Source organism: Kineosporia sp. A_224, assembly GCF_002198655.1.
Lineage (GTDB): Bacteria > Actinomycetota > Actinomycetes > Actinomycetales > Kineosporiaceae > R-H-3.
Genome location: NZ_MWLN01000168.1, coordinates 27061 through 45786, shown reverse-complemented (window position 1 = coordinate 45786; position 18726 = coordinate 27061). Strand labels below are relative to the sequence as shown.

Sequence of the window (18726 nt, the reverse complement as noted above, 5' to 3'; positions counted from 1 at the left end):
AGCGCGTATGGCCGAGATCCGGGGTTTCGCGAACGGTCCCTACGAGCGCCTCGCCGACGTCCTGTCGGCGACCCTCGACGACGGTTCCGACCTCGGTGCGAGCGTCGCGGTGACGGTGGACGGCGAGTTCGTCGCCGACTTCTGGGGCGGGTGGGCGGACTCCGACCGGACGGCACCCTGGCAGCAGGACACGATCGTCAACACCTGGTCGACGACGAAGACCATGACCGGCCTCGTCGCGCTCATGCTCGTCGACCGCGGGCTCGTCGACCCGGACGCACCCGTCGCGACCTACTGGCCCGAGTTCGCGCAGAACGGCAAGGAGGGCGTGCTCGTCCGGCACGTCCTCAGCCACTCCTCCGGGGTCTGCGGCTGGGAGCAGCCGGTCGTCCAGGAGGACGTCTACGACCAGGACAAGAGCGCGAAGATCCTCGCGGCGCAGGCGCCCTGGTTCGAGCCGGGCAGCGTCGTCGGGTACCAGGCGATCGTCCACGGCCACCTCGTCGGGGAGATCGTGCGCCGGGTCACCGGCCGCAGCCTCGGCACGTTCTTCGCCGAGGAGGTCGCCGGGCCGCTCGGCGCGGACTTCCACATCGGGCTCGCGCCGGAGCACGACGCCCGGGTCACGCCGGTGCTGCCGCCGCCGCCGCTGCCGTTCGACTTCGCGACGCTCGACCCGGCCTCGCCGATGTACAAGACCTTCACCGGGCCGCCGGTCGGGGCGGACTTCGCGAACACGGCCGAGTGGCGGCGGGCCGAGATCGGCGGCGCGAACGGCCACGGCAACGCGCGGTCGGTCGCCCGGGTGCAGTCCGTCGTCGCGAACGGCGGCACCCTGGACGGCGTCCGGCTGCTGTCGCCGGAGACGGTCGACCGGATCTTCGCGGTGCAGGCCGAGGGCGTGGACGTCGTCCTCGCGGTGCCCGTGCGGCACGGCCTGGGCTACGGGCTGCCCAGCGAGGCGGTCCCCTACGTGCACGACAACGGGCGGGTCTGCTTCTGGGGCGGCTGGGGCGGGTCGCTGGTCGTCGTCGACGCCGCCCGCCGGACGGTCTTCAGCTACATGATGAACCGGATGGCCCCCGGCGTCGTCGGCGGCCCGACCGCCGAGAAGCTGCTCACGGTCTTCAACACGATCTGACCGCACCGCCCCGAACGGCTGCGCCGAGAGCGGATCTGCCTGGGGCAGAAAGGGTTCCGGCAGGGCGTGGCCGCTCCGCACGATGGCTGCACGCGACGTCACCGCCCCGGTGGCGCACGGCAGCAGCACCGCGGAGGAACCATGACAACGACCCTCGAGTCACCGGGCGCGGACCTGCGCCACGACGACCAGCTGACCGCCCGGCTGCTCCACGAGCGCATCATCGTGCTCGGCACCGCGGTCGACGAGGCCGTCGCCAACCGGATCTGCGCGCAGCTCCTCCTGCTCTCGGCGGAGGACCCGCGCACAGACATCAGCCTGTACATCAACTCCCCCGGCGGCTCCGTCACCGCCGGCCTGGCGATCTACGACACGATGCAGCTCATCCCGAACGACGTCTCGACGCTCGCGATGGGGATCGCCGCGAGCATGGGGCAGTTCCTGCTCTGCGCGGGCACAGCGGGCAAGCGGTCGAGCCTGCCGCACGCGCGGATCATGATGCACCAGCCGTCGGCCGGGATCGGGGGCACCGCGTCCGACATCGCCATCCAGGCCGAGAACCTCGAGCACACGAAGGCCGTCATGCAGCGGCTCACCGCCCTGCACACCGGGCAAACGGAGCAGACCGTCGCCGAGGACAGCGACCGGGACCGCTGGTTCACCGCGGAGCAGGCCCGCGAGTACGGGATGGTCGACCAGGTCGTGTCCGGGCTCACCGACGTCCGGCCGGCGACCGCCCGCCGGAAGGTGGGGCTGGCATGAGCGCTGCATCCATGAACGGCGGGTCCATGAGCTACACGATCCCCACCGTCATCGAGCGGACGCCGAACGGGGAGCGGGCGTTCGACGTCTTCAGCCGGCTGCTCTCCGAGCGCATCATCTTCCTCGGGACGCAGATCGACGACGGCGTCGCGAACGTCGTCATGGCCCAGCTGCTGCACCTGGAGTCGGAGAACCCGGACGCCGAGATCGGGCTCTACATCAACTCCCCGGGCGGCTCGTTCACCGCGGCGATGGCGATCTACGACACGATGCAGTTCGTCCGCCCGGACGTGTCGACGTTCTGCATGGGGCAGGCCGCGTCGGCCGCCGCGGTGCTGCTGGCGTCCGGGGCGCCGGGCAAGCGGTTCGTCCTCGACCACGCGCGGATGCTGCTGCACCAGCCGTCGAGCCAGGGCGAGGGCACGGTCTCCGACCTGGCACTGCAGGCGCGCGAGATCCTCAGGGTGCGCTCCGCCGTCGAGGAGGTGCTGAGCCGGCACACCGGCCAGGACGTCGAGCGGCTGCGGCGCGACCTCGACCGGGACCGGGTCTTCACCTCGCGCGAAGCCGTCGAGTACGGGCTCGCGGACGACGTCATCGTGCGGCGGCCGGGGGTGCGGGACGCCGCGCGGGCCTCGTGAGGCTCAGGCCGCCAGGAGGGTGACGGAGGCCCGGTAGTCGTTCCGGGGCAGGTGCGGAGCGGCTGCCGGGCCGGCCGGCCAGGTGGTGAGGTCGAGCGTCCCGAGGGCGCCGGCGAGCAGCGCGTGCGCCCGGCCGAGCAGGTCGACGAGGCGCAGCTCGAGGGCCCCGGCGACCGCGGCGAGGATCTCCGAGGAGGCCTCCTTGCGGCCGCGCTCGACCTCGGACAGGTAGGGCACCGAGACGCCCGCCGCGTCGGCGACGTGCCGGAGCGTGCGGCCCTGGCGGTGCCGCTCGTCCCGCAGGACGGCGCCGACGACGGTGCGCCACAGCGGGTCCAGGGCGGTTCTCTGGTCGGGCACGGCGCGCTCCTTCCCGGGGGGACCCTCACGACGGTAGGCGCTCGCCGGGCCCCGCCGGAACGGTCGCGGGCCGGTTTGAGCCGTCGGCGTAACGCCGACGCCTCGACCGGCCCGCCGGGTCAGGAGTGCGGGCGGCCCACGACGTGGAGGATGCCGCCGCTCGCCCGCACGACGACGAAGCCGCCGGGCTTGGCCGCGCGCCCGGTCGCGTCGTCGGGGACGTCGTCGGGGCGGACCTGCGTGACCTCGCCGTCGACGAGCAGTGCGAACCGCTCACCGGGAGGCGCCGGCCACAGCAGGCTCACGAGCGGCCGTTCGGCGGCGTTCGCGACCGAGCGGTGCCCGGCCCGCACCGTGGCGACCTCGCCGTCCCAGGCGACGGCGACGGCCGACGCGCGCGGGCGCCCGTCGGCGTCCGTCGTGAGGAGCATGGGCGTCGTCCCGTACCCGGACGACACCTCCAGGAGCTTCTCGAGCTCGACCTTGACGCTCATGGACTCATCCTCCACCACACCTCGTCCACCACGGCTGTCGGTGCGGGCACCTAGCCTTGGTGACCATGGCCGACGCCTTCGAGTTCACCGCCGAGCTCTTCCGCTGGGAGGGCAACGCCGCCTGGCACTTCCTCGGGCTGCCGGAGGACGTCACCGACGAGATCGACGAGCGGTGGGGCAACGCCGCCGGCGGCTTCGGCGCCGTCCCGGTCGAGGTGACGATCGGCACCACCACGTGGCAGACGTCGATCTTCCCCGACACCAAGCGCGGCTGCTACGTGCTGCCCGTGAAGAAGCCGGTGCGCACCAAGGAGAAGCTCGAGGACGGGACCGTCGCGGCGGTGACCCTCACCGTGCGGCTGTCCTAGGGCTCACCCCAGCGCGGCGACCGCCTCGAGCAGCCGGTCGACGTCCTCGTCGCTCGAGTAGACCGACAGGCTGGCCCGGACGGCGGACCCGCTGTCCCGGATGCCCAGCAGGCCGGCGAGCTCCCACGCGTAGTTGTGGCCGGACCACACGTTGACCTCGGCCTTCGCACAGTGCTCCGCGACCTGGTCGGGGGTCAGCCCGCGCACCCGGAACCAGATCGTCGGCGCCTGCAGGGCCGGGCTGCCGAAGCGCTCGACGTGGTCCATCGCGGCCAGGCCCGCGATCATCCGGGCCAGCAGGGCCTGCTCGTAGGCCTCGACGGCGGCCATCGAGGCGAGGATGCGCTCCCGGCGGGGGGCGTCCGGGCCGGGCTGGCCGCCCGCGCCGGCGAGGGCGCCGAGCCCGGCGACGTGGTCGACCGCCGCCGCCATGCCGGCGTGCTGGGCGAAGGGCGAGGTGCCGTACTCGAAGCGGTCCGGGACGTCGGTCGAGGACGACGCGAGCTTGTCCGGCATGACCGTCTCGAGGAGGGCCGGCTCCCCGACGACGGTCGCGAGGTGCGGGCCGGACCACTTGTAGGCGCTCGTCGCGTAGAAGTCGGCGCCGAGGGCCGCGACGTCGACCGGCACGTGCGGCGTCGCGTGGACGCCGTCGACGTAGACGAGCGCGCCGGCGGCGTGGGCGGCGTCCGCGATCGCCCGGACGTCGGGCCGGGTGCCGATGACGTTCGACGCGGCGGTGACGGCGACGAGCCGGGTCCGCTCGGAGAGGTGCTCGGTGACCGCCTCGACGGGCAGCTCGACGTCGGGCAGCGTCGGCACGGCCCAGCGCACGGTCACCCCGGCGCGCTCGGCGGCCTGCACCCACGGGCGCACGTTGGCGTCGTGGTCGAGCCGGGTCACGACGATCTCGTCGCCGGGCTTCCACGTCTTCGAGAGGCCGTCGGCGAACCGGTAGGTCAGCGCGGTCATGCTCGGCCCCAGCGCGACCCCCTCGACCGCCGGCGCCCCGACGAGGTCGACGATGCCCTCGCGGGCGGCCCTCGACGCGGCGTCCGACCGCTTGGAGGCCGCGAAGTACGCGCCGTGGTTGCCGATGCCGGCGGCGTAGGTCGCCGACTCGGCGTCGATGACGGACCGCGGGACCTGGGTGCCGGCCGCGCCGTCCAGGTAGGCCCACCCGTCGGCCAGCGCCGGGTAGAGCGCCCGCACCTTCGCCACGTCGTACGTCACGTCGTCCGCCTCTCGTCGTCCGCCCGGCACGCTGCCCGCCGCCGGTCCGGCGCAGCCTACGACTCAGGCCGGATCATCCGACATCCCCGTCCCGAGGAGCGGGCCCGCGCTCCGATCGACCACCTGGGCGGACACTCGTCGCGAGGCTTTGCACTGCCATCACCAGCGAGCCAGCCGTCGCCGCGCCACAACGCAACCACAAGTGCCCTCCGGACGGCGCAACCGGCCCGGAACGCCGCTTCTGGTTGCGTTGTGGCCCGCCGCGCGCCACAGCTTCGTCGTTGCCGCGCGACACCCGGGGCCGGTGCCAGCGTTTCGCCGACCAACGACGACGCTGTGGCGCGGCCCGCTCCTGATGGCAGAGCAAGCGGGCTGGCTCGCTGGTGATGGCAGAGCAAAGCACGGGGGCACCGGGGTGCCGGCGGGCGCACCGTGCGGGGGCTCGCGCTGACGGCGGCGGCCGGACACGGCAGGATTGGGGCCATGAGCGAGAGCAACGGTGAGGCCGGGGACGCCGAGCGGGGCGGGGAGCGGCTCGTGGTCGTGACTCCCGAGGGCATGGCGGTGACCGGTCAGCAGGAGGACGGCGAGCGCAGCCCGGCCGAGCTCATCGAGGAGCCGGCGAAGGTCATGCGGATCGGCAGCATGATCAAGCAGCTGCTCGAGGAGGTCCGCAGCGCGCCGCTCGACGAGGCCGGCCGCGCGCGGCTCGCCGAGATCCACGCCCGGTCGATCAAGGAGCTCGAGCAGGGGCTCGCCCCCGAGCTCGTCGACGAGCTCCAGCGGATCACCCTGCCGTTCGCGCCCGAGACGACGCCGTCCGACGCCGAGCTGCGGATCGCGCAGGCCCAGCTCGTCGGCTGGCTCGAGGGCCTCTTCCACGGCATCCAGACGGCGCTCTTCGCCCAGCAGATGGCCGCCCGGGCCCAGCTCGAGCAGATGCGCCGTGCCCTGCCCGGTGGCCAGATGCCGCCGGGGATGGGCGGGCCGGGCGGGCCGATGGGTGCTCCCGGGATGCCGCGCGCGGACGACGGCGGCGACCGGCAGACCGGGCAGTACCTCTGACCCTTCGGACGGCGGAACGTCAGGACGCGCGCCACAGCGGCCGCGTGAGGCACGTCGGGCCGCCGTCCCCCTTGTTGAGCTCGGTGGCGACGTACGTGTGCACCTCGACGTCGTGCGCCTCGAGCGCGGCCTGGACCCGCGCGTTGCCGGCAGGCAGGACGACGACGCCCGGGCGGACGGCGAGCACGTTGCCGCCCTGGGTCGCGAACTCCTCGGCGTCGACGTCGACGAGCGTGACGCCCTGGTCGGTCAGCCGCTCGAGGAGGCCGACGGGGGCGATCGGCCGGTGCACGACGGCCAGCCGCTGCGAGACGAGCGAGACGACGCTCATGAGGTGGAGCACGGCGTCCGGGCCGAGGTGCCACGGCAGGTCGTAGCGGTGCCGCATCCGCACGCCCTCCTCGCGGAAGAGCGTCGCGAGCTGGAGGTGCCCCTGGGCGTTCGTCCGGTGCCCGCGGCCCATTGCGAGGACGCCGTCCTCGAGCCACATGAGGTCCCCGCCGTCCGCCGTGGCCGGCTCCTCCAGCCGCCCGACGACGGGTACCCCGGCGGCCTCGACGAGGGGCGCGAGCCAGTCCGCCTCGCCCGCGCGGGCCGGCTTGGCGGCCCGGAGCACGACCGCGCCGCTGCCGCCGACGAACACGCTGTCGTACGCGTAGACGGCGTCGACGAGCCCGGGCGGCGCCTGCACCCGGACCACCTCGACGCCGAGCCGCTCGAGGAGGTCGACGAACGTCGCGTGCTCGGCGAGCAGCGCGCCCGGCTCCGGCTCGCGCCAGCCCGCGGCGGCGAAGTCGCCCTCGGTCGTCGGGGTCACGACGAGCGCCCGCCGCAGCGGGGCCACCATCGACCGGACGCCGTACCCGTGATCGGCCACGGCCGCGAACCTACCTGCACGCCTGCCGGGCACGCGGTTCACAGCCGACTCACAGGTGTGTTCCGGCCCAGGTCCACCCGAGCGGTCCATGATCCTGGGGTCGGCGCGTGGGGGTCGACACCGGGTCGACGTCGCCAGAAGGAGCACCTCCATGCCCGAGCGGGCCGAGCCGAGCACCGCCGAGGTCCCCGCCTGGGCCGTGGCCGCCGCGAGCGGGCCGGTGCCCGACGCAGCCGCCGGCCCCGCGCCGTCCGCACCGCCACCGTCAGCACCGCCACCGTCCGCACCGCCGCCGTCCGACGGGAGCGACGGCCCGACGCCCGCGGCGCACGCCCGGATCGACCTCGAGCCCGGCGCCGACCCGCGGTGGACCCGGCCGGCCCTGCTCGGCCTCCTCGTGCTCACCGCCGTCGCGTGGCTGTGGGACCTCGACCGCAACGGCTGGGGCAACACCTTCTACGCGGCGGCGGTGCAGGCCGGCACCGAGTCCTGGAAGGCGTTCTTCTTCGGCTCCTTCGACGCCGCGAGCTTCATCACCGTCGACAAGCCGCCGGTGTCGCTGTGGGTCATGGCGCTGTCCGGGCGGGTCTTCGGCTTCTCCTCGTGGAGCATGCTCGCGCCGAACGTGCTCCTCGGGGTCGCTGCGGTCGGCCTGCTCTTCGCGACCGTGCGCCGGGCCTGGGGCGCCCGGGCCGGGCTGCTCGCGGCCGGGGCGCTCGCGGTGACCCCGGTCGCGGCGCTCATGTTCCGGTTCGACAACCCGGACGCCGCGCTGACCTTCCTGCTCGTCGCCTCCGCCTGGGCACTGACCCGCGCGCTCGAGGACGGCCGGTGGCGCTGGCTGCTGCTCGCCGCCGGGCTGCTCGGGACGGCGTTCCTCACGAAGTCGCTCCAGGCGCTGCTCGTGCTGCCCGGGTTCGCCCTCGCGTACCTCGTCGCCGCCCCGGGCGGGCCGGGACGGCGGCTGCTCCGGCTCGTCGGGGCGGGCGGCGTGCTCGCGGTGTCGGGGCTGTGGTGGATGGTGCTCGTCGACGCGGTCCCGGCCTCGTCGCGGCCGTACGTCGGCGGGTCGACGGACAACTCGACCCTCTCGCTGGCGCTGGGCTCCAACGGCCTCAGCCGGCTGCTGGGCGGTGCCGGGCCGGGCGGCGGTCAGGGCCCTGTCGGTGGCCGGGGCGGCGGACCGGGGGCAGGATTCGGCGGCACCCCCGGCATCGGGCGGATGGTCAACGACCTCTTCGGCGGCGAGATCGCCTGGTTGCTGCCGGCCGCGGTGCTGCTGCTCGTCACCGGTCTCGTGCTGACCCGGCGGGCGCCGCGCACCGACCCGCGGCGGGCGAGCCTGCTGCTCTGGGGCGGCTGGCTCGTCGTCACGGGGGGCGTCTTCTCCTTCATGGGCGGGATCGTCCACACCTACTACACGGTCGCCCTCGCCCCGGCCGTCGCGGCGCTCGCGGGCATGCTGCTGCCGGCGCTGTGGCGCGGCCGGACGGTGCCGCTCGCCCGCGGCGTGCTGGCCGTGACCGTGCTCGGCACGGCCGGTACGGCGTTCGTGCTCCTCGGCCGTGCGGACGGCTGGCTCCCCTGGCTGCGCTGGACCGTCGTGGCCGCCGCGGTCGTCGCGGCGCTCGGGATCGTCACCGTGACGTCCGGCCGCCGCGTCCGCGTCGCGGGCGCGGTGGCCGGGCTCGCCCTCGCGTCGGCCGTCGCGGCGCCGGTCGCGTGGTCGCTCCAGACCGTCGCGACGTCGCACACGGGCAGCATCCCGACGTCCGGCCCGCGGACCGCGACCGGCGACGGCCCGTTCGCGGGACGCACGCCGGACCTCGACCGGCTGCGCCGTCAGCTCGAGGCCCGCGGCATCCAGCTGCCTCCGGGCGGCGGTCCGGGCGTCGGTCCGGGCGTCGGTCCGGGCGGCGGTCCGGGCGGCGGACCNCGCTCGCCGGTCCGGGCGGCGGACCGGCGAGCGGTGCGCCGGGGCTGCCCGGTGGCGCCGGTCCCGGTGCCGCTCAGCAGGCCGACGCGGCGCTCGTCGCACTCGTCTCCGCCGACGCCGGCCGGTACACCTGGGTCGCCGCGGCGCCGTCGTCGATGACCGCCGGCCCCCTCCAGCTCGCCTCCGGCCGCCCGGTGATGTCGCTCGGCGGCTTCAGCGGCCAGGACCCGGCCGTCACCCTCGACGGCTTCAAGGCCCTCGTCGCCGAGGGCAGGGTGCACTACTACGTGGCCGACGGGCGCGGCGGTCGTGGCGGCGGCCCGGGGTTCGGCGGCGGTCGCGGGCCCGGCGCGGACGACGCCGCGGGCGGCATCGCGCAGTGGGTCGCCGCGACGTTCACGGCGCGGACGGCCGGCGGGGCGACGGTCTACGACCTCACGCGGCCGACGGCGTCGACGGCGTGACCCGTCGGGACGTCACCCACCCGGTGACGACCCCGACGCCGAGCACGACGACCCCGACGAGCACCGACAGGACCGGCAGCGTGAGCGCCAGGACGGCGCAGCCGGTCAGCCCGAGGAGCAGGACGACCGTCGCCGGGCGGCCCTCGCCGGGCCCGAGCCGCCAGGCCGCGAGGTGCGTCAGGGCGTAGTACGTCAGCACCGTCACGGACGAGAAGCCGATGACCTCCCGCAGGTCCGCGACGAGGACGAGCAGCGCGACGACGGCGGCGACGAACCACTCGGCGTAGTCCGGGACACCGTGCCGCACGTGGGTCAGCCGCCAGGTCAGGTGACCGTCCCTGGCCATCGCGAACAGCACCCGGGAGACCCCGAGGAGCAGCCCGAGCAGCGCGCCCGCGGACGCCGCGACGGCCCCGACCCGGACGACGGTCTCCGCCCAGCCGCCCGGCAGCCCGGAGACGAGCCCGACGAGCGGGTCGGCCCGCCCGACGAGCCCGCCCGGCCCGGCGGCGTGCAGCGCGCTCAGGACGACGACGAGGTAGAGCGCCACCGTCAGGGCCAGGGCCAGGCCGATCGCGCGCGGGATCGTCCGGCGCGGCTCCCGGACCTCCTCGCCGAGCGTCGCGACGCGCGCGTACCCGGCGAAGGCGAAGAACATGAGCCCGGCCGCCTGGAGCACGCCGTAGCCGGAGAAGCTGTCGAAGGGGCGCAGCCCCCACATCCGGAGCCGCCACACGGTCTCGGTGAACCAGCCGGGGGGCTCGAAGACGATCGCGCCCCAGCTCGCCTCCGCCGCGACCGGGGCCGGCCCGAACCACGCCGTGACGACGACGAGGAGCAGCGCCACCCCCGCGACCGCCAGCGTCACCCGGGTCAGCCGCGCGCCCCGCCGGATGCCGCCCGTGCCGAGCAGGACGACGACGAGCAGCGCTCCGAGCGCCGTCCACCGGGCGTGCCCCGGCAGCGCGTACGCCCCGATCGTGGACGCCATCGCCGCGCAGGACGCGGTCTTGCCGACGACGAAGGCCCACCCCGCAAGATGCCCCCGGCGCCGTCCGAGCCGGGCCGTCGCGTAGGCGTAGGTGCCCCCGGCCTCCGGGTGGACGGCGGCGAGCCGGCCGGACGACGTCGCGTTGAGCCAGGCGACCGCCCCGGCGAGCACGACCGCGAGCGGCAGCCAGCGGCCCGCCGCGAGCGCGGCCGGCGAGACGGCGGCGAAGATGCCCGCGCCGACCATCGACCCCAGGCCGAGCAGGACCGCGTCGCGCAGGCCGAGCCGGCGGGCCAGCACGGGCCGGCCGGGCCCGCCGTCCGCGGCCGGGCCGTCGTCCGCCGGGCTCACGCCGTCCGTTCCGCGAGCCCGGCGAGCAGCGCCTCCAGCACCTGGGCGACGCCGTCCTCGGCGCACGGCGGGGCGACGGCGTCGGCCGCGGCGAGTGCCTCCGGGTGCCCGTCGGCCATCGCGTAGCCGCGGCCGGCCCAGTGCAGCATCGGCACGTCGTTCGGCTGGTCGCCGAAGGCGACGACCTCGGACGCCGCGATCCCGCGCTCCTGGGCGAGCATCGCGAGGGTCGAGGCCTTGCTCACGCCGAGCGCGGCGACCTCGAGCAGCGAGCTGCGGGCGTCGGAGTGCACGGGCTCGGCGATCCCTGCGAGCGCCGGCCGGGCCAGTGCCAGCATCGGGTCGGCCGTCGATGTCTCGTCGCGGCACAGCACCTTGAGCACGACCGGGTCGTCGGCGAGGAGGTCGGCGATCGTCCCGGACATCGCCTCCCGGGCGGCCTCGTGGTGCGGCATGAACTCGGTCTCGCGGCGGTAGCCGGTGAGCGTCTCGAGCGCGAAGCGGGCGTTCGGGAGGACGGCCCGGAGCGCCTCGACGGCCGCGTGGACGGTGTCCGGGGCGAGCGCCCGGGTCTCGACGACCGTCTCGGTCGCGAGGTCGTAGACGAGTGCGCCGTTGCCGAGGATCGCCAGCCCGCGGTGCCCGGTGGCCTCGATGACCGGCGGCATCCAGCGCATCGGCCGCCCGGTGACGAAGACGACGTCGACGCCGCGCTCCTGGCACCGGCTGAGCACGGAGACGGTGCGCGGGGACATCGTGCCGTCGTGGCGCACGATCGTCCCGTCGAGATCGGAGGCGACGAGCCGCATGGGGTCATCCTCGCCGGTCCCGGGCCCACCTGTCGCACCGGTCCGCACCGGGCGGGGGAAGGCCGCCGGGGCATCCCCCCGCTGTGCCCCGGCGGCCTGGCTCCCTGCGGGCGGTACCGCGGCGGGCTGGTCTGTCATCCGCCGTGTCTCGTCTGTCATCCCGCTGGTCACGTACCGGCAACCCTGACCGCGCCCGGCGGTGCCGTCAAGGGTCGATGCACAGGTGCACCTTTTCGATACCCCACCCGGAGCAGCCTGCGACGCAAGGGATCTCGGCGCTCACGGTGGGCGACGACGGACCCGCGACGTCAGGCCTCCCCGAGAGCGACGAGCTCGGCGTCCGTGAGGAGCCGGGAGCGCAGCAGGAACCGGACGCCGAGCGGCGCCTCGACCGAGAAGCCCGCCCCGCGGCCCGGGACGACGTCGATCGTCAGGTGCGTGTGCTTCCAGTACTCGTACTGCGGCTTGGACATCCACACCGGGACGGTCACGTCGCCGTCAGGGCCGGGCACGGCGAGGTCGCCGACGTGCTGGTCCGACGAGCCCGTGATGAACTCGCCGTCCGGGTAGCACATCGGCGACGACCCGTCGCAGCACCCGCCGGACTGGTGGAACATCAACGGCCCGTGGTCGGCCATGAGCCGCACGAGCAGGTCCGCGGCGTCGGGTGTGACGGCGACGCGCGAGACGTCGTCCATGGCGCACTCCTTCGTGCTGGGACGGGGACGGCCGGGCGGACGCCGCCGGCACGAGGCCGGCGACGTCCGCCGAGTACCACGCCGCCCGCAAGGCCCTGCGGACGGCGGGTCCTGTCAGAAGAAGCCGAGCTTCTTCGGGGAGTAGGAGACGAGGAGGTTCTTCGTCTGCTGGTAGTGCTCGAGCATCATGTGGTGGGTCTCGCGGCCGATGCCCGAACCCTTGTAGCCGCCGAAGGCCGCGTGCGCGGGGTAGGCGTGGTAGCAGTTCGTCCACACCCGGCCGGCCTCGATCGTGCGACCCGCGCGGAACAGCGTCGCGTTGTCGCGCGCCCAGACCCCGGCGCCGAGGCCGTAGAGCGTGTCGTTGGCGATCTTCATGGCGTCGTCGAAGTCGTCGAACCGTGTCACCGAGACGACCGGCCCGAAGATCTCCTCCTGGAAGATCCGCATCGAGTTGTCGCCCTCGAAGATCGTCGGGGTGACGTAGTAGCCGCCCGCGAGGTCGCCGTCGAGGTGCGCGCGCTCGCCGCCGGTGAGCACCTTGGCGCCCTCGGCCTTGCCGATCTCGATGTAGGACAGGATCTTCTCGAGCTGGTCGTTGCTCGCCTGGGCGCCGATCATCGTCGCCGTGTCGAGCGGGTTGCCCTGGACGATCGCCTTGGTGCGCTCGGTCGCGTCGCCGAGGAACTGGTCGTACATCGAGGACTGGATGAGCGCGCGGCTCGGGCAGGTGCAGACCTCGCCCTGGTTGAGCGCGAACATCGTGAAGCCCTCGAGGGCCTTGTCGTAGAAGTCGTCCCGCGCGCTGGCGACGTCGCCGAAGAAGATGTTCGGGCTCTTGCCGCCGAGCTCGAGCGTCACCGGGATGAGGTTCTGCGACGCGTACTGCATGATCAGGCGGCCGGTCGTCGTCTCGCCCGTGAACGCGATCTTGCGGATCCGCGGGGACGACGCGAGCGGCTTGCCGGCCTCGACGCCGAACCCGTTGACGACGTTGAGGACGCCGGGCGGGAGCAGGTCGGCGATGAGGTCCATGAGGAACATGATCGACGCGGGCGTCTGCTCGGCCGGCTTGAGGACGACGGCGTTGCCGCCGGCGAGCGCGGGGGCCAGCTTCCAGACCGCCATGAGGATCGGGAAGTTCCAGGGGATGATCTGGCCGACGACGCCGAGCGGCTCGTGGAAGTGGTACGCCACGGTGTCGTCGTCGATCTGGCTGATGGTGCCTTCCTGCGCGCGCAGGGCACCGGCGAAGTAGCGGAAGTGGTCGATCGCCAGCGGGATGTCGGCGGCGAGGGTCTCGCGGACCGGCTTGCCGTTCTCCCACGACTCGGCGACGGCGAGCGCCTCGAGGTTGGCCTCCATCCGGTCCGCGATCCGCAGCAGCACGTTGGAGCGGTCCGTCGCCGAGGTCTTGCCCCAGGCCGGGGCCGCGGCGTGCGCGGCGTCGAGGGCGAGCTCGATGTCCTCGGCGGTGCTGCGGGCGATCTCGCAGAACGGCTTGCCGTTGACCGGGGAGACGTTCTCGAAGTACTGGCCCTTGACCGGCGCGACGCGCTCGCCGCCGATCCAGTTGTCGTAGCGCGACGCGTAGGTCGCGGGGCTGCCCGGCTGTCCGGGCGGGGCGTAGACGGTCATCGTTGGCCTCCAGCGCTCGTCCGGCCGTCGAGGCCGGGTCCGGTCTCGTCGTCGAGCCGGTGCCGAGGAACGTACGTACGCCGACGTTGCAACGACGTTGCACAGGTCACACGGGACGGCGGGGCGCCGGGTCGGACCGGTCAGGCGGGCGCGAGCCGCCGGACGTGCGCGCGGGCCGTGGACCGCTTCGGCGAGCCGTAGGGCAGCACCTGCTCGAGGAGCTGCCAGGCGGCGGCGTCGTCGTGACCGGAGCCGGACGCCGTCCAGCGCTCGAGAGCGGCGGCGCTGCGCGACCGGAGCACCGCCTCGCGCAGCTCGGCGACGACCTCGTCGCGGGCGGCGACGACCGCCGGTGCGGCGGAGCCCGGCAGCGGCGGGCCGGGGAAGGCCTCGACGGCCTTGACGACGGCGCCGCGGGCGAGCAGCCGGCGGACCTCCTCGAGGTCGGTCGTCAGGCCGACGACGAGCCGGTAGGGCTTCGAGGCGAGCGCGTCGGAGCCGAAGGCCTCGGCGAGCACGCGGCGCAGCCGGACGAGCTCGGCGCGGATCGTCACGAGGTGCTCGCCGCGCTCGTGGAGGGCGGCGTCGATGCCCTGGCCGGTGAGGCCCAGCGGGTGCCGGGCGAGCAGCCAGAGCATCTCGGAGTGCCGTGGGCTCAGCGTCGTCGTGCGGCCGGCGACGTCGAGCACCGCGCCGTCGCGGCCGAGCAGGCTCAGTGTGGCGGGCCGGGCGGCCGCCTTCGCGGCCAGTCGGGCGGCGCGCAGAGCGTCCGGCTGCTCCGCGGGGCGGCGCGGGACGCCGATCACCGTCGGCCGGGTCGACTCCCAGGCGGCCCGCTCGCGGGCGGCGGCGAGCAGCTGGGACTCCATCGCCGACGCGCAGGCCCGGACGAGCGCGAGGCTGCGCGGCCCGGCCAGCTCCGCCCCGCCGGTGAGGTCGACGACGCCGAGCAGCTCACCGGAGAGCGGGTCGCGGACCGGGGCCGCGACGCACGACCACGGGTGCACCTGGAGCCCGAAGTGCTCGGACGCCGCGATCTGGACGGGCTTGCGGGTGGCGAGCGCCGTCCCGGGAGCGTTCGTGCCGGCGCCGCCCTCGCTCCACAGCGCCCCCGCGACGAAGTGCATCGCCTCCGCGCGGCCGCGCAGCCCGCGGTGGCCCTCGACCCAGAGCAGCCGGCCCTGGGCGTCGCCGACCGCGACGATGTGGCCGGCCTCCTCGGCGTCCTCGGCGAGCAGCGAGCGCACGAGCGGCATGAGCGGGGCGAGCGGGTGGGCGTCCCGGTAGGCGGCGAGCGAGGAGTCGTTGAACTCGATCGGGGCGTGCGCGACCGGGTCGACGCCCAGTCGCAGCGAACGGCGCCACGAGTCGGCGACGACCGGACGGACGAGGTCGGGGAGCGGTGCGTCCGGCTCGGCGAGGAAGGCCTCGTGGACGCCGTCCAGCGCCTCGGGACGCTCAGCGGTCATCCCTTGGGATGGTACGTGGCCCGGGTCACGTCCGGCAGGGGACGAGAGTCCGACGACGTCACACCCCCGCCGGCCGGACCTGCCGGTTCAGTGGTGCGGCTCCTTCGGGTGCCGGACGACGACCACGGGGCACGACGCGTGGCTCACGACGTGCTGCGACACCGAGCCGACGAGCGCGCCGACGAAGCCGCCGTGGCCGCGGCAGCCGAGGACGACGAGGTCGGCGGTCTCGCTGAAGCGGGTCAGCACCTCGGCCGGGTGGCCCTCGGTGACGACGAGCCTCACGGGGGCGCCGTCGAGGACCTCCTTGACGACCTGCTCGAGGAGCGCACGGGTGTCGCCCTCGAGGTCGATGTCGTTGACGGTCGGGACGTAGCCGGACATCGTCGGGTAGCTCATGGTCACGTACGACCAGACCCCGACGGCGACGAGCTCCGACCCGGTGTACGTCGCCTGCCGGTACGCCCAGCGCAGCGCGTCCTTCGAGGCGTCCGAGCCGTCGACCCCGACGACGATGCGTCCGTAGTCGGTGCGGGTGGGGGTGGCGGGTGCGGTGCTGTCGGTGCTCATGGCGGTCTCCTCGCGGCGAGGCGTGGTGGACGCCTCTGCCTCGATGCTCGCCCCCTGCCGGGCGGCCGGACCGGGCCCCTGGTCCCGCACCTGCCCGCCGGGGTGTGCGCACCGACGACGACGGGCCCGCCCCCGGCAGGGAGCGGGCCCGTCGTCGACCAGGTCCGGTGGTGCTCCGCGGTCAGCGGGTCTTGGCCGCCGAGCTGTCGGCCGTCACGTCGTAGCCGCCGAGCGGGTCCTCGGCGTACTCGCCGGCGGTCAGCGGCTCGAGGTCGTCGTACGTCTCGTCCTCGACGGCCGCGATGACCTCGGGGAACTCCGCACCGGACGCCGAGAGGTCGGCGGTCGGGGCGGGGGCGGCGTCCTTGACCTCGACGACCGGGGCGGCCTCGACGACCGGGGCCGGCTCGGCGACGGGCGCCGCGGCGGCGGGCGCGAGGTCCATCGGCGCGGGCTCGAGGAGCAGGCCGGCACCGGCCTCGTCCGGGGTCATCGCCTTGCCGGCGACGGGCAGCGGGGCGTCGCTGATCGAGGCGCCGGGGTAGCCGGCCTCCTTCTCCTCGGACAGCACGCTGGCGAGGACGCCGCGGATCGTGTCGAGACGCTTGACCGAGTCCGCGTGCACCTCGAGGAGCGTCGCGAGGCGCTCGTTCTGGAGGTCGGTGATCTCCTTGGTGCGGCGGTCGGCGTCGGACAGCACGCGCTCGGCGCGCTGCGAGGAGTCGGCGAGCTTGGCCCGGGCGTCCGCGGTCGCGGCGGAGATGAGCCGCTCGGACTCCGAGCGGGCCTGCGCGAGGATCCGGTCACCCTGCTCGCGGGCCTGGTTGAGGATCGCGTCGGCCTCGGACTTGGCGCTGTCGGCGGTGAGCCCCGCCTCCTGCTTCGCGGCCGCGACGACGACCTCGGCCTCCTCGGCGGCCTTGGCGACCTTCTGGTCGGCCTCCTCGGCGGCGAGGCGGAGGATCTGCGACATCCGCTCGCTGATCTCCTCGTGGGCCGGCCGGCTCGCGAGCTGGGTCTTCGCGGAGGCGGCCTCGTCGCGGGCGCGCTCGATCTCGCGGCGGGCGTTCTCGGCGTCGGACTGCGCGCCGCGGGTCTGCTCCTGCAGCCAGGCGATGTAGTCCTCGACCTGCTTCTTGTTGTAGCCGCGCACCTGCGTCTCGAAGAGGGTGTCCACGGACACGTCCTGGGCATTCAGGTTCGTCAGGTCCATCGTCTCTTCCTCGCGGGCTAGCGGCTGTTCAGGAGAGGATCAGAGGTGACTGTGACTGGCTCCGGGGACCGCGCGCAACTCACTCGTCCCGATTGCCCCGGTTCCCCCGCACCGCTATCACCCAGGGCAACTTCGGCGCTGCACTCCGTCGCCTTTAGGTGCCCTGTCAGCGTCGCACTACAAGCGGTAACGCTACAACCTCGGAGAGTGGTCGATCACGAGGTGTTGGCTAGCCATCACTGATTGGTACCGATCCGAGACACCGTCGGGCGTTCCGGGCGGGCCGTTCAGCCGATCGAGACCCCGAGCCAGGCGAGCAGCGCGACCGCGGTGCAGCCGAGGGTCGCGGCCACGGCGAGCGGGACGGCGAGCATCTCCCGGCCGCGCTCGGCCGCGTGCGCCGTCCGGTTCCAGAGCACGGACGGCGCCCGGTGCCGGCCGCGCGAGGCGCCGCCCCAGTAGTGGCGCTCGAAGTCGACGTCCTCGAGGGCGTCGACCCGCGGGTCGCGCAGCGCGCCGGCGCCCGCGACCCCGGGCCCGCCCTGGACCGGCGACAGGTCCGCGGACGGCGCGTAGCGCGCCTCGGAGCCGATGCCGACACCCGGGGTCGGCGGACCGGGGACGGCCGCGACCGGCGGCCCGCCGTCCGGACCGAGCGCGGGCACGCCGTACGCGGCGGTCGGGGGGACGTCCCCGAGCCCCTCGGGCGGCCCGAACAGGCCGTCGTCCGCCCGGCCCGGCCACGGCAGCGCCGGCCCGTCGCCGTAGACGGTGAGCGCGCGCGTCGTGAGCTGGTCGGGGGTCTGCGGGCCGACGAGCGCCGCCCGCAGGCTCTCGAGCACCTCGGCGACCTGCAGCGGCGACAGCCGGGGCGTCAGCGCACCGACGGCGTCGTCGACCTCGCGGACACCGACGACGTTGACGCCGGGCGAGACCGTCGCCGGGACGACGTCGTGCTGGACGGCGCAGACGAACGCGCTGACCGTCGTCCGGTACGCCGGGTCGAGGAGCGCGCTGATCGCACCGGCCGCGGCGGAGACCGCCGCCGTCTCGCGCAGCCGCGGGATGCCGTTCTGCCGCAGGACGCCGCCGCGGACCTCCACGGCACCGGTCCACTGCCGGCTGAACATGACGACGACGCCGCCCGGCCCGACGCCGACGTGGTCGATGACGACGCCCGGCCGGCCCGGCCAGTGCACGGCGTCGAGGAAGGTCCAGCCGTCGGGGGCGAGGGCGACGAGAGCGTCCGCGACGAGCCGTCGGCCGGCCAGACCGTCGGTCCAGCCGTACTCGGCCCGCTGCGCGACGAGCAGCTCGCGCCGAGCGTGGGCGAGCTGCGACTCGGCCGCCGCGACCCGCTCCAGGGCACGCCGCAGGCGATCGCTCGCTCCGTGGAGCCGGGCGGCGTCCTCGCTGGCGTGCATGGCGACGATCCTCGGTACGGTCCGTGACGGGCCCCTGGCGTACAGGGCCGTCCCGGGACGGGCGGTGACGGTGGGTGCCGGAGAGTCTGCCGTATCGCCCCGGTCTCTCGCGGGCACTCCGGCCACAACGTCACCGCGTGTCACGCCCCGCCCGCCACCCCGCAGTTACTAGCCCGTATGACCCAGTTGTTGGGTCATACGGGCTAGTAACTCGGGGTGGCG

General features: G+C 74.7%; 17 protein-coding genes and 1 pseudogene. 6 read left to right on the top strand and 12 right to left on the bottom strand.

All coding sequences use genetic code 11. The features are described 5' to 3' along the window. Positions 1-7 precede the first annotated feature (7 nt). From EDJALFJO_RS15785 to EDJALFJO_RS15775, 3 genes are all read left to right on the top strand, one after another. Entirely contained in the window at positions 8-1141 is a 1134-nt protein-coding gene (locus tag EDJALFJO_RS15785; RefSeq protein ID WP_088286909.1) for a serine hydrolase, read from the top strand. Between the two features lie 141 nt (positions 1142-1282). Then, positions 1283-1903, top strand: coding sequence for a ClpP family protease (locus EDJALFJO_RS15780; RefSeq protein WP_088286907.1), 621 nt, complete (start codon positions 1283-1285; stop codon positions 1901-1903). Then, positions 1900-2544 (top strand): ATP-dependent Clp protease proteolytic subunit, encoded by a 645-nt coding sequence (locus EDJALFJO_RS15775; RefSeq protein WP_233149888.1) that lies wholly within the window; start codon positions 1900-1902, stop codon positions 2542-2544. Before EDJALFJO_RS15780 ends, EDJALFJO_RS15775 begins: the two co-directional genes overlap by 4 nt. A gap of 3 nt (positions 2545-2547) precedes the next feature. On the opposite strand, the gene EDJALFJO_RS36100 is transcribed toward EDJALFJO_RS15775, so the two are convergent. Beyond that, positions 2548-2904, bottom strand: a complete 357-nt coding sequence (locus EDJALFJO_RS36100; protein ID WP_304441280.1) for a helix-turn-helix domain-containing protein — start codon at positions 2902-2904, stop codon at positions 2548-2550. Positions 2905-3023: 119 nt separating this feature from the next. Beyond that, positions 3024-3398, bottom strand: coding sequence for a pyridoxamine 5'-phosphate oxidase family protein (locus EDJALFJO_RS15765; RefSeq protein ID WP_088286903.1), 375 nt, complete (start codon positions 3396-3398; stop codon positions 3024-3026). A gap of 65 nt (positions 3399-3463) precedes the next feature. Between EDJALFJO_RS15765 and EDJALFJO_RS15760 the strand changes: the two genes are divergently transcribed. Continuing rightward, positions 3464-3766 (top strand): DUF1905 domain-containing protein, encoded by a 303-nt coding sequence (locus tag EDJALFJO_RS15760; protein ID WP_088286901.1) that lies wholly within the window; start codon positions 3464-3466, stop codon positions 3764-3766. Positions 3767-3769: 3 nt separating this feature from the next. On the opposite strand, the gene EDJALFJO_RS15755 is transcribed toward EDJALFJO_RS15760, so the two are convergent. Next, positions 3770-4999: a cysteine desulfurase-like protein gene (locus EDJALFJO_RS15755; RefSeq protein ID WP_088286899.1), complete on the bottom strand. Its 1230-nt coding sequence runs from the start codon at positions 4997-4999 to the stop codon at positions 3770-3772. A gap of 483 nt (positions 5000-5482) precedes the next feature. Here EDJALFJO_RS15755 and EDJALFJO_RS15750 point away from each other — a divergent pair, with 483 nt between their 5' ends. After that, on the top strand, positions 5483-6064 hold the full coding sequence (locus EDJALFJO_RS15750; protein WP_088286897.1) for a bacterial proteasome activator family protein: 582 nt from the start codon (positions 5483-5485) through the stop codon (positions 6062-6064). 19 nt (positions 6065-6083) lie between these two features. Here EDJALFJO_RS15750 and EDJALFJO_RS15745 read toward each other — a convergent pair whose 3' ends face one another. Next, positions 6084-6941, bottom strand: a complete 858-nt coding sequence (locus EDJALFJO_RS15745; protein ID WP_158220456.1) for a dimethylarginine dimethylaminohydrolase family protein — start codon at positions 6939-6941, stop codon at positions 6084-6086. Positions 6942-7029: 88 nt separating this feature from the next. On the opposite strand from EDJALFJO_RS15745, the pseudogene EDJALFJO_RS36455 reads away from it, so the two are divergent. Then, positions 7030-8876: pseudogene (locus EDJALFJO_RS36455) on the top strand (ArnT family glycosyltransferase); the annotation flags it as partial. A gap of 436 nt (positions 8877-9312) precedes the next feature. Here EDJALFJO_RS36455 and EDJALFJO_RS15735 read toward each other — a convergent pair. The 8 genes from EDJALFJO_RS15735 to EDJALFJO_RS15700 all read right to left on the bottom strand — a co-directional run bounded on the left by EDJALFJO_RS15735 (position 9313) and on the right by EDJALFJO_RS15700 (position 18504). After that, positions 9313-10683, bottom strand: a complete 1371-nt coding sequence (locus EDJALFJO_RS15735) for an APC family permease (protein ID WP_233149887.1) — start codon at positions 10681-10683, stop codon at positions 9313-9315. Next, positions 10680-11492, bottom strand: a complete 813-nt coding sequence (locus EDJALFJO_RS15730) for an HAD-IIB family hydrolase (RefSeq protein WP_088286893.1) — start codon at positions 11490-11492, stop codon at positions 10680-10682. Before EDJALFJO_RS15730 ends, EDJALFJO_RS15735 begins: the two co-directional genes overlap by 4 nt. A gap of 308 nt (positions 11493-11800) precedes the next feature. Then, a complete protein-coding gene (locus EDJALFJO_RS15725; protein ID WP_088286891.1) occupies positions 11801-12190 on the bottom strand; it encodes a DUF779 domain-containing protein in 390 nt (129 codons plus the stop codon). Between the two features lie 114 nt (positions 12191-12304). Beyond that, positions 12305-13828, bottom strand: coding sequence for an aldehyde dehydrogenase (adh, locus tag EDJALFJO_RS15720; RefSeq protein WP_088286889.1), 1524 nt, complete (start codon positions 13826-13828; stop codon positions 12305-12307). Positions 13829-13968: 140 nt separating this feature from the next. After that, complete coding sequence (locus EDJALFJO_RS15715; protein ID WP_088286887.1) at positions 13969-15297, bottom strand: GAF domain-containing protein; 1329 nt, start codon at positions 15295-15297, stop codon at positions 13969-13971. 87 nt (positions 15298-15384) lie between these two features. Then, complete coding sequence (locus EDJALFJO_RS15710) at positions 15385-15867, bottom strand: universal stress protein (RefSeq protein WP_088286886.1); 483 nt, start codon at positions 15865-15867, stop codon at positions 15385-15387. Between the two features lie 181 nt (positions 15868-16048). Beyond that, entirely contained in the window at positions 16049-17080 is a 1032-nt protein-coding gene (locus tag EDJALFJO_RS15705; RefSeq protein ID WP_088286884.1) for a hypothetical protein, read from the bottom strand. Between the two features lie 287 nt (positions 17081-17367). Further along, positions 17368-18504: an NERD domain-containing protein gene (locus EDJALFJO_RS15700; RefSeq protein ID WP_088286882.1), complete on the bottom strand. Its 1137-nt coding sequence runs from the start codon at positions 18502-18504 to the stop codon at positions 17368-17370. Positions 18505-18726: the final 222 nt, after the last annotated feature.

What these genes read in the sequence shown, in the direction of transcription:
- EDJALFJO_RS15785 (WP_088286909.1), top strand. Translation starts at nt 8, where the DNA reads ATGGCCGAGATCCGGGGTTTCGCGAACGGTCCCTACGAGCGCCTCGCC.
- EDJALFJO_RS15780 (WP_088286907.1), top strand. Translation starts at nt 1,283, where the DNA reads ATGACAACGACCCTCGAGTCACCGGGCGCGGACCTGCGCCACGACGAC.
- EDJALFJO_RS15775 (WP_233149888.1), top strand. Translation starts at nt 1,900, where the DNA reads ATGAGCGCTGCATCCATGAACGGCGGGTCCATGAGCTACACGATCCCC.
- EDJALFJO_RS15765 (WP_088286903.1), bottom strand. Translation starts at nt 3,398, where the DNA reads ATGAGCGTCAAGGTCGAGCTCGAGAAGCTCCTGGAGGTGTCGTCCGGG.
- EDJALFJO_RS15760 (WP_088286901.1), top strand. Translation starts at nt 3,464, where the DNA reads ATGGCCGACGCCTTCGAGTTCACCGCCGAGCTCTTCCGCTGGGAGGGC.
- EDJALFJO_RS15750 (WP_088286897.1), top strand. Translation starts at nt 5,483, where the DNA reads ATGAGCGAGAGCAACGGTGAGGCCGGGGACGCCGAGCGGGGCGGGGAG.
- EDJALFJO_RS15730 (WP_088286893.1), bottom strand. Translation starts at nt 11,492, where the DNA reads ATGCGGCTCGTCGCCTCCGATCTCGACGGGACGATCGTGCGCCACGAC.
- EDJALFJO_RS15725 (WP_088286891.1), bottom strand. Translation starts at nt 12,190, where the DNA reads ATGGACGACGTCTCGCGCGTCGCCGTCACACCCGACGCCGCGGACCTG.
- adh (WP_088286889.1), bottom strand. Translation starts at nt 13,828, where the DNA reads ATGACCGTCTACGCCCCGCCCGGACAGCCGGGCAGCCCCGCGACCTAC.
- EDJALFJO_RS15715 (WP_088286887.1), bottom strand. Translation starts at nt 15,297, where the DNA reads ATGACCGCTGAGCGTCCCGAGGCGCTGGACGGCGTCCACGAGGCCTTC.
- EDJALFJO_RS15710 (WP_088286886.1), bottom strand. Translation starts at nt 15,867, where the DNA reads ATGAGCACCGACAGCACCGCACCCGCCACCCCCACCCGCACCGACTAC.
- EDJALFJO_RS15705 (WP_088286884.1), bottom strand. Translation starts at nt 17,080, where the DNA reads ATGGACCTGACGAACCTGAATGCCCAGGACGTGTCCGTGGACACCCTC.
- EDJALFJO_RS15700 (WP_088286882.1), bottom strand. Translation starts at nt 18,504, where the DNA reads ATGCACGCCAGCGAGGACGCCGCCCGGCTCCACGGAGCGAGCGATCGC.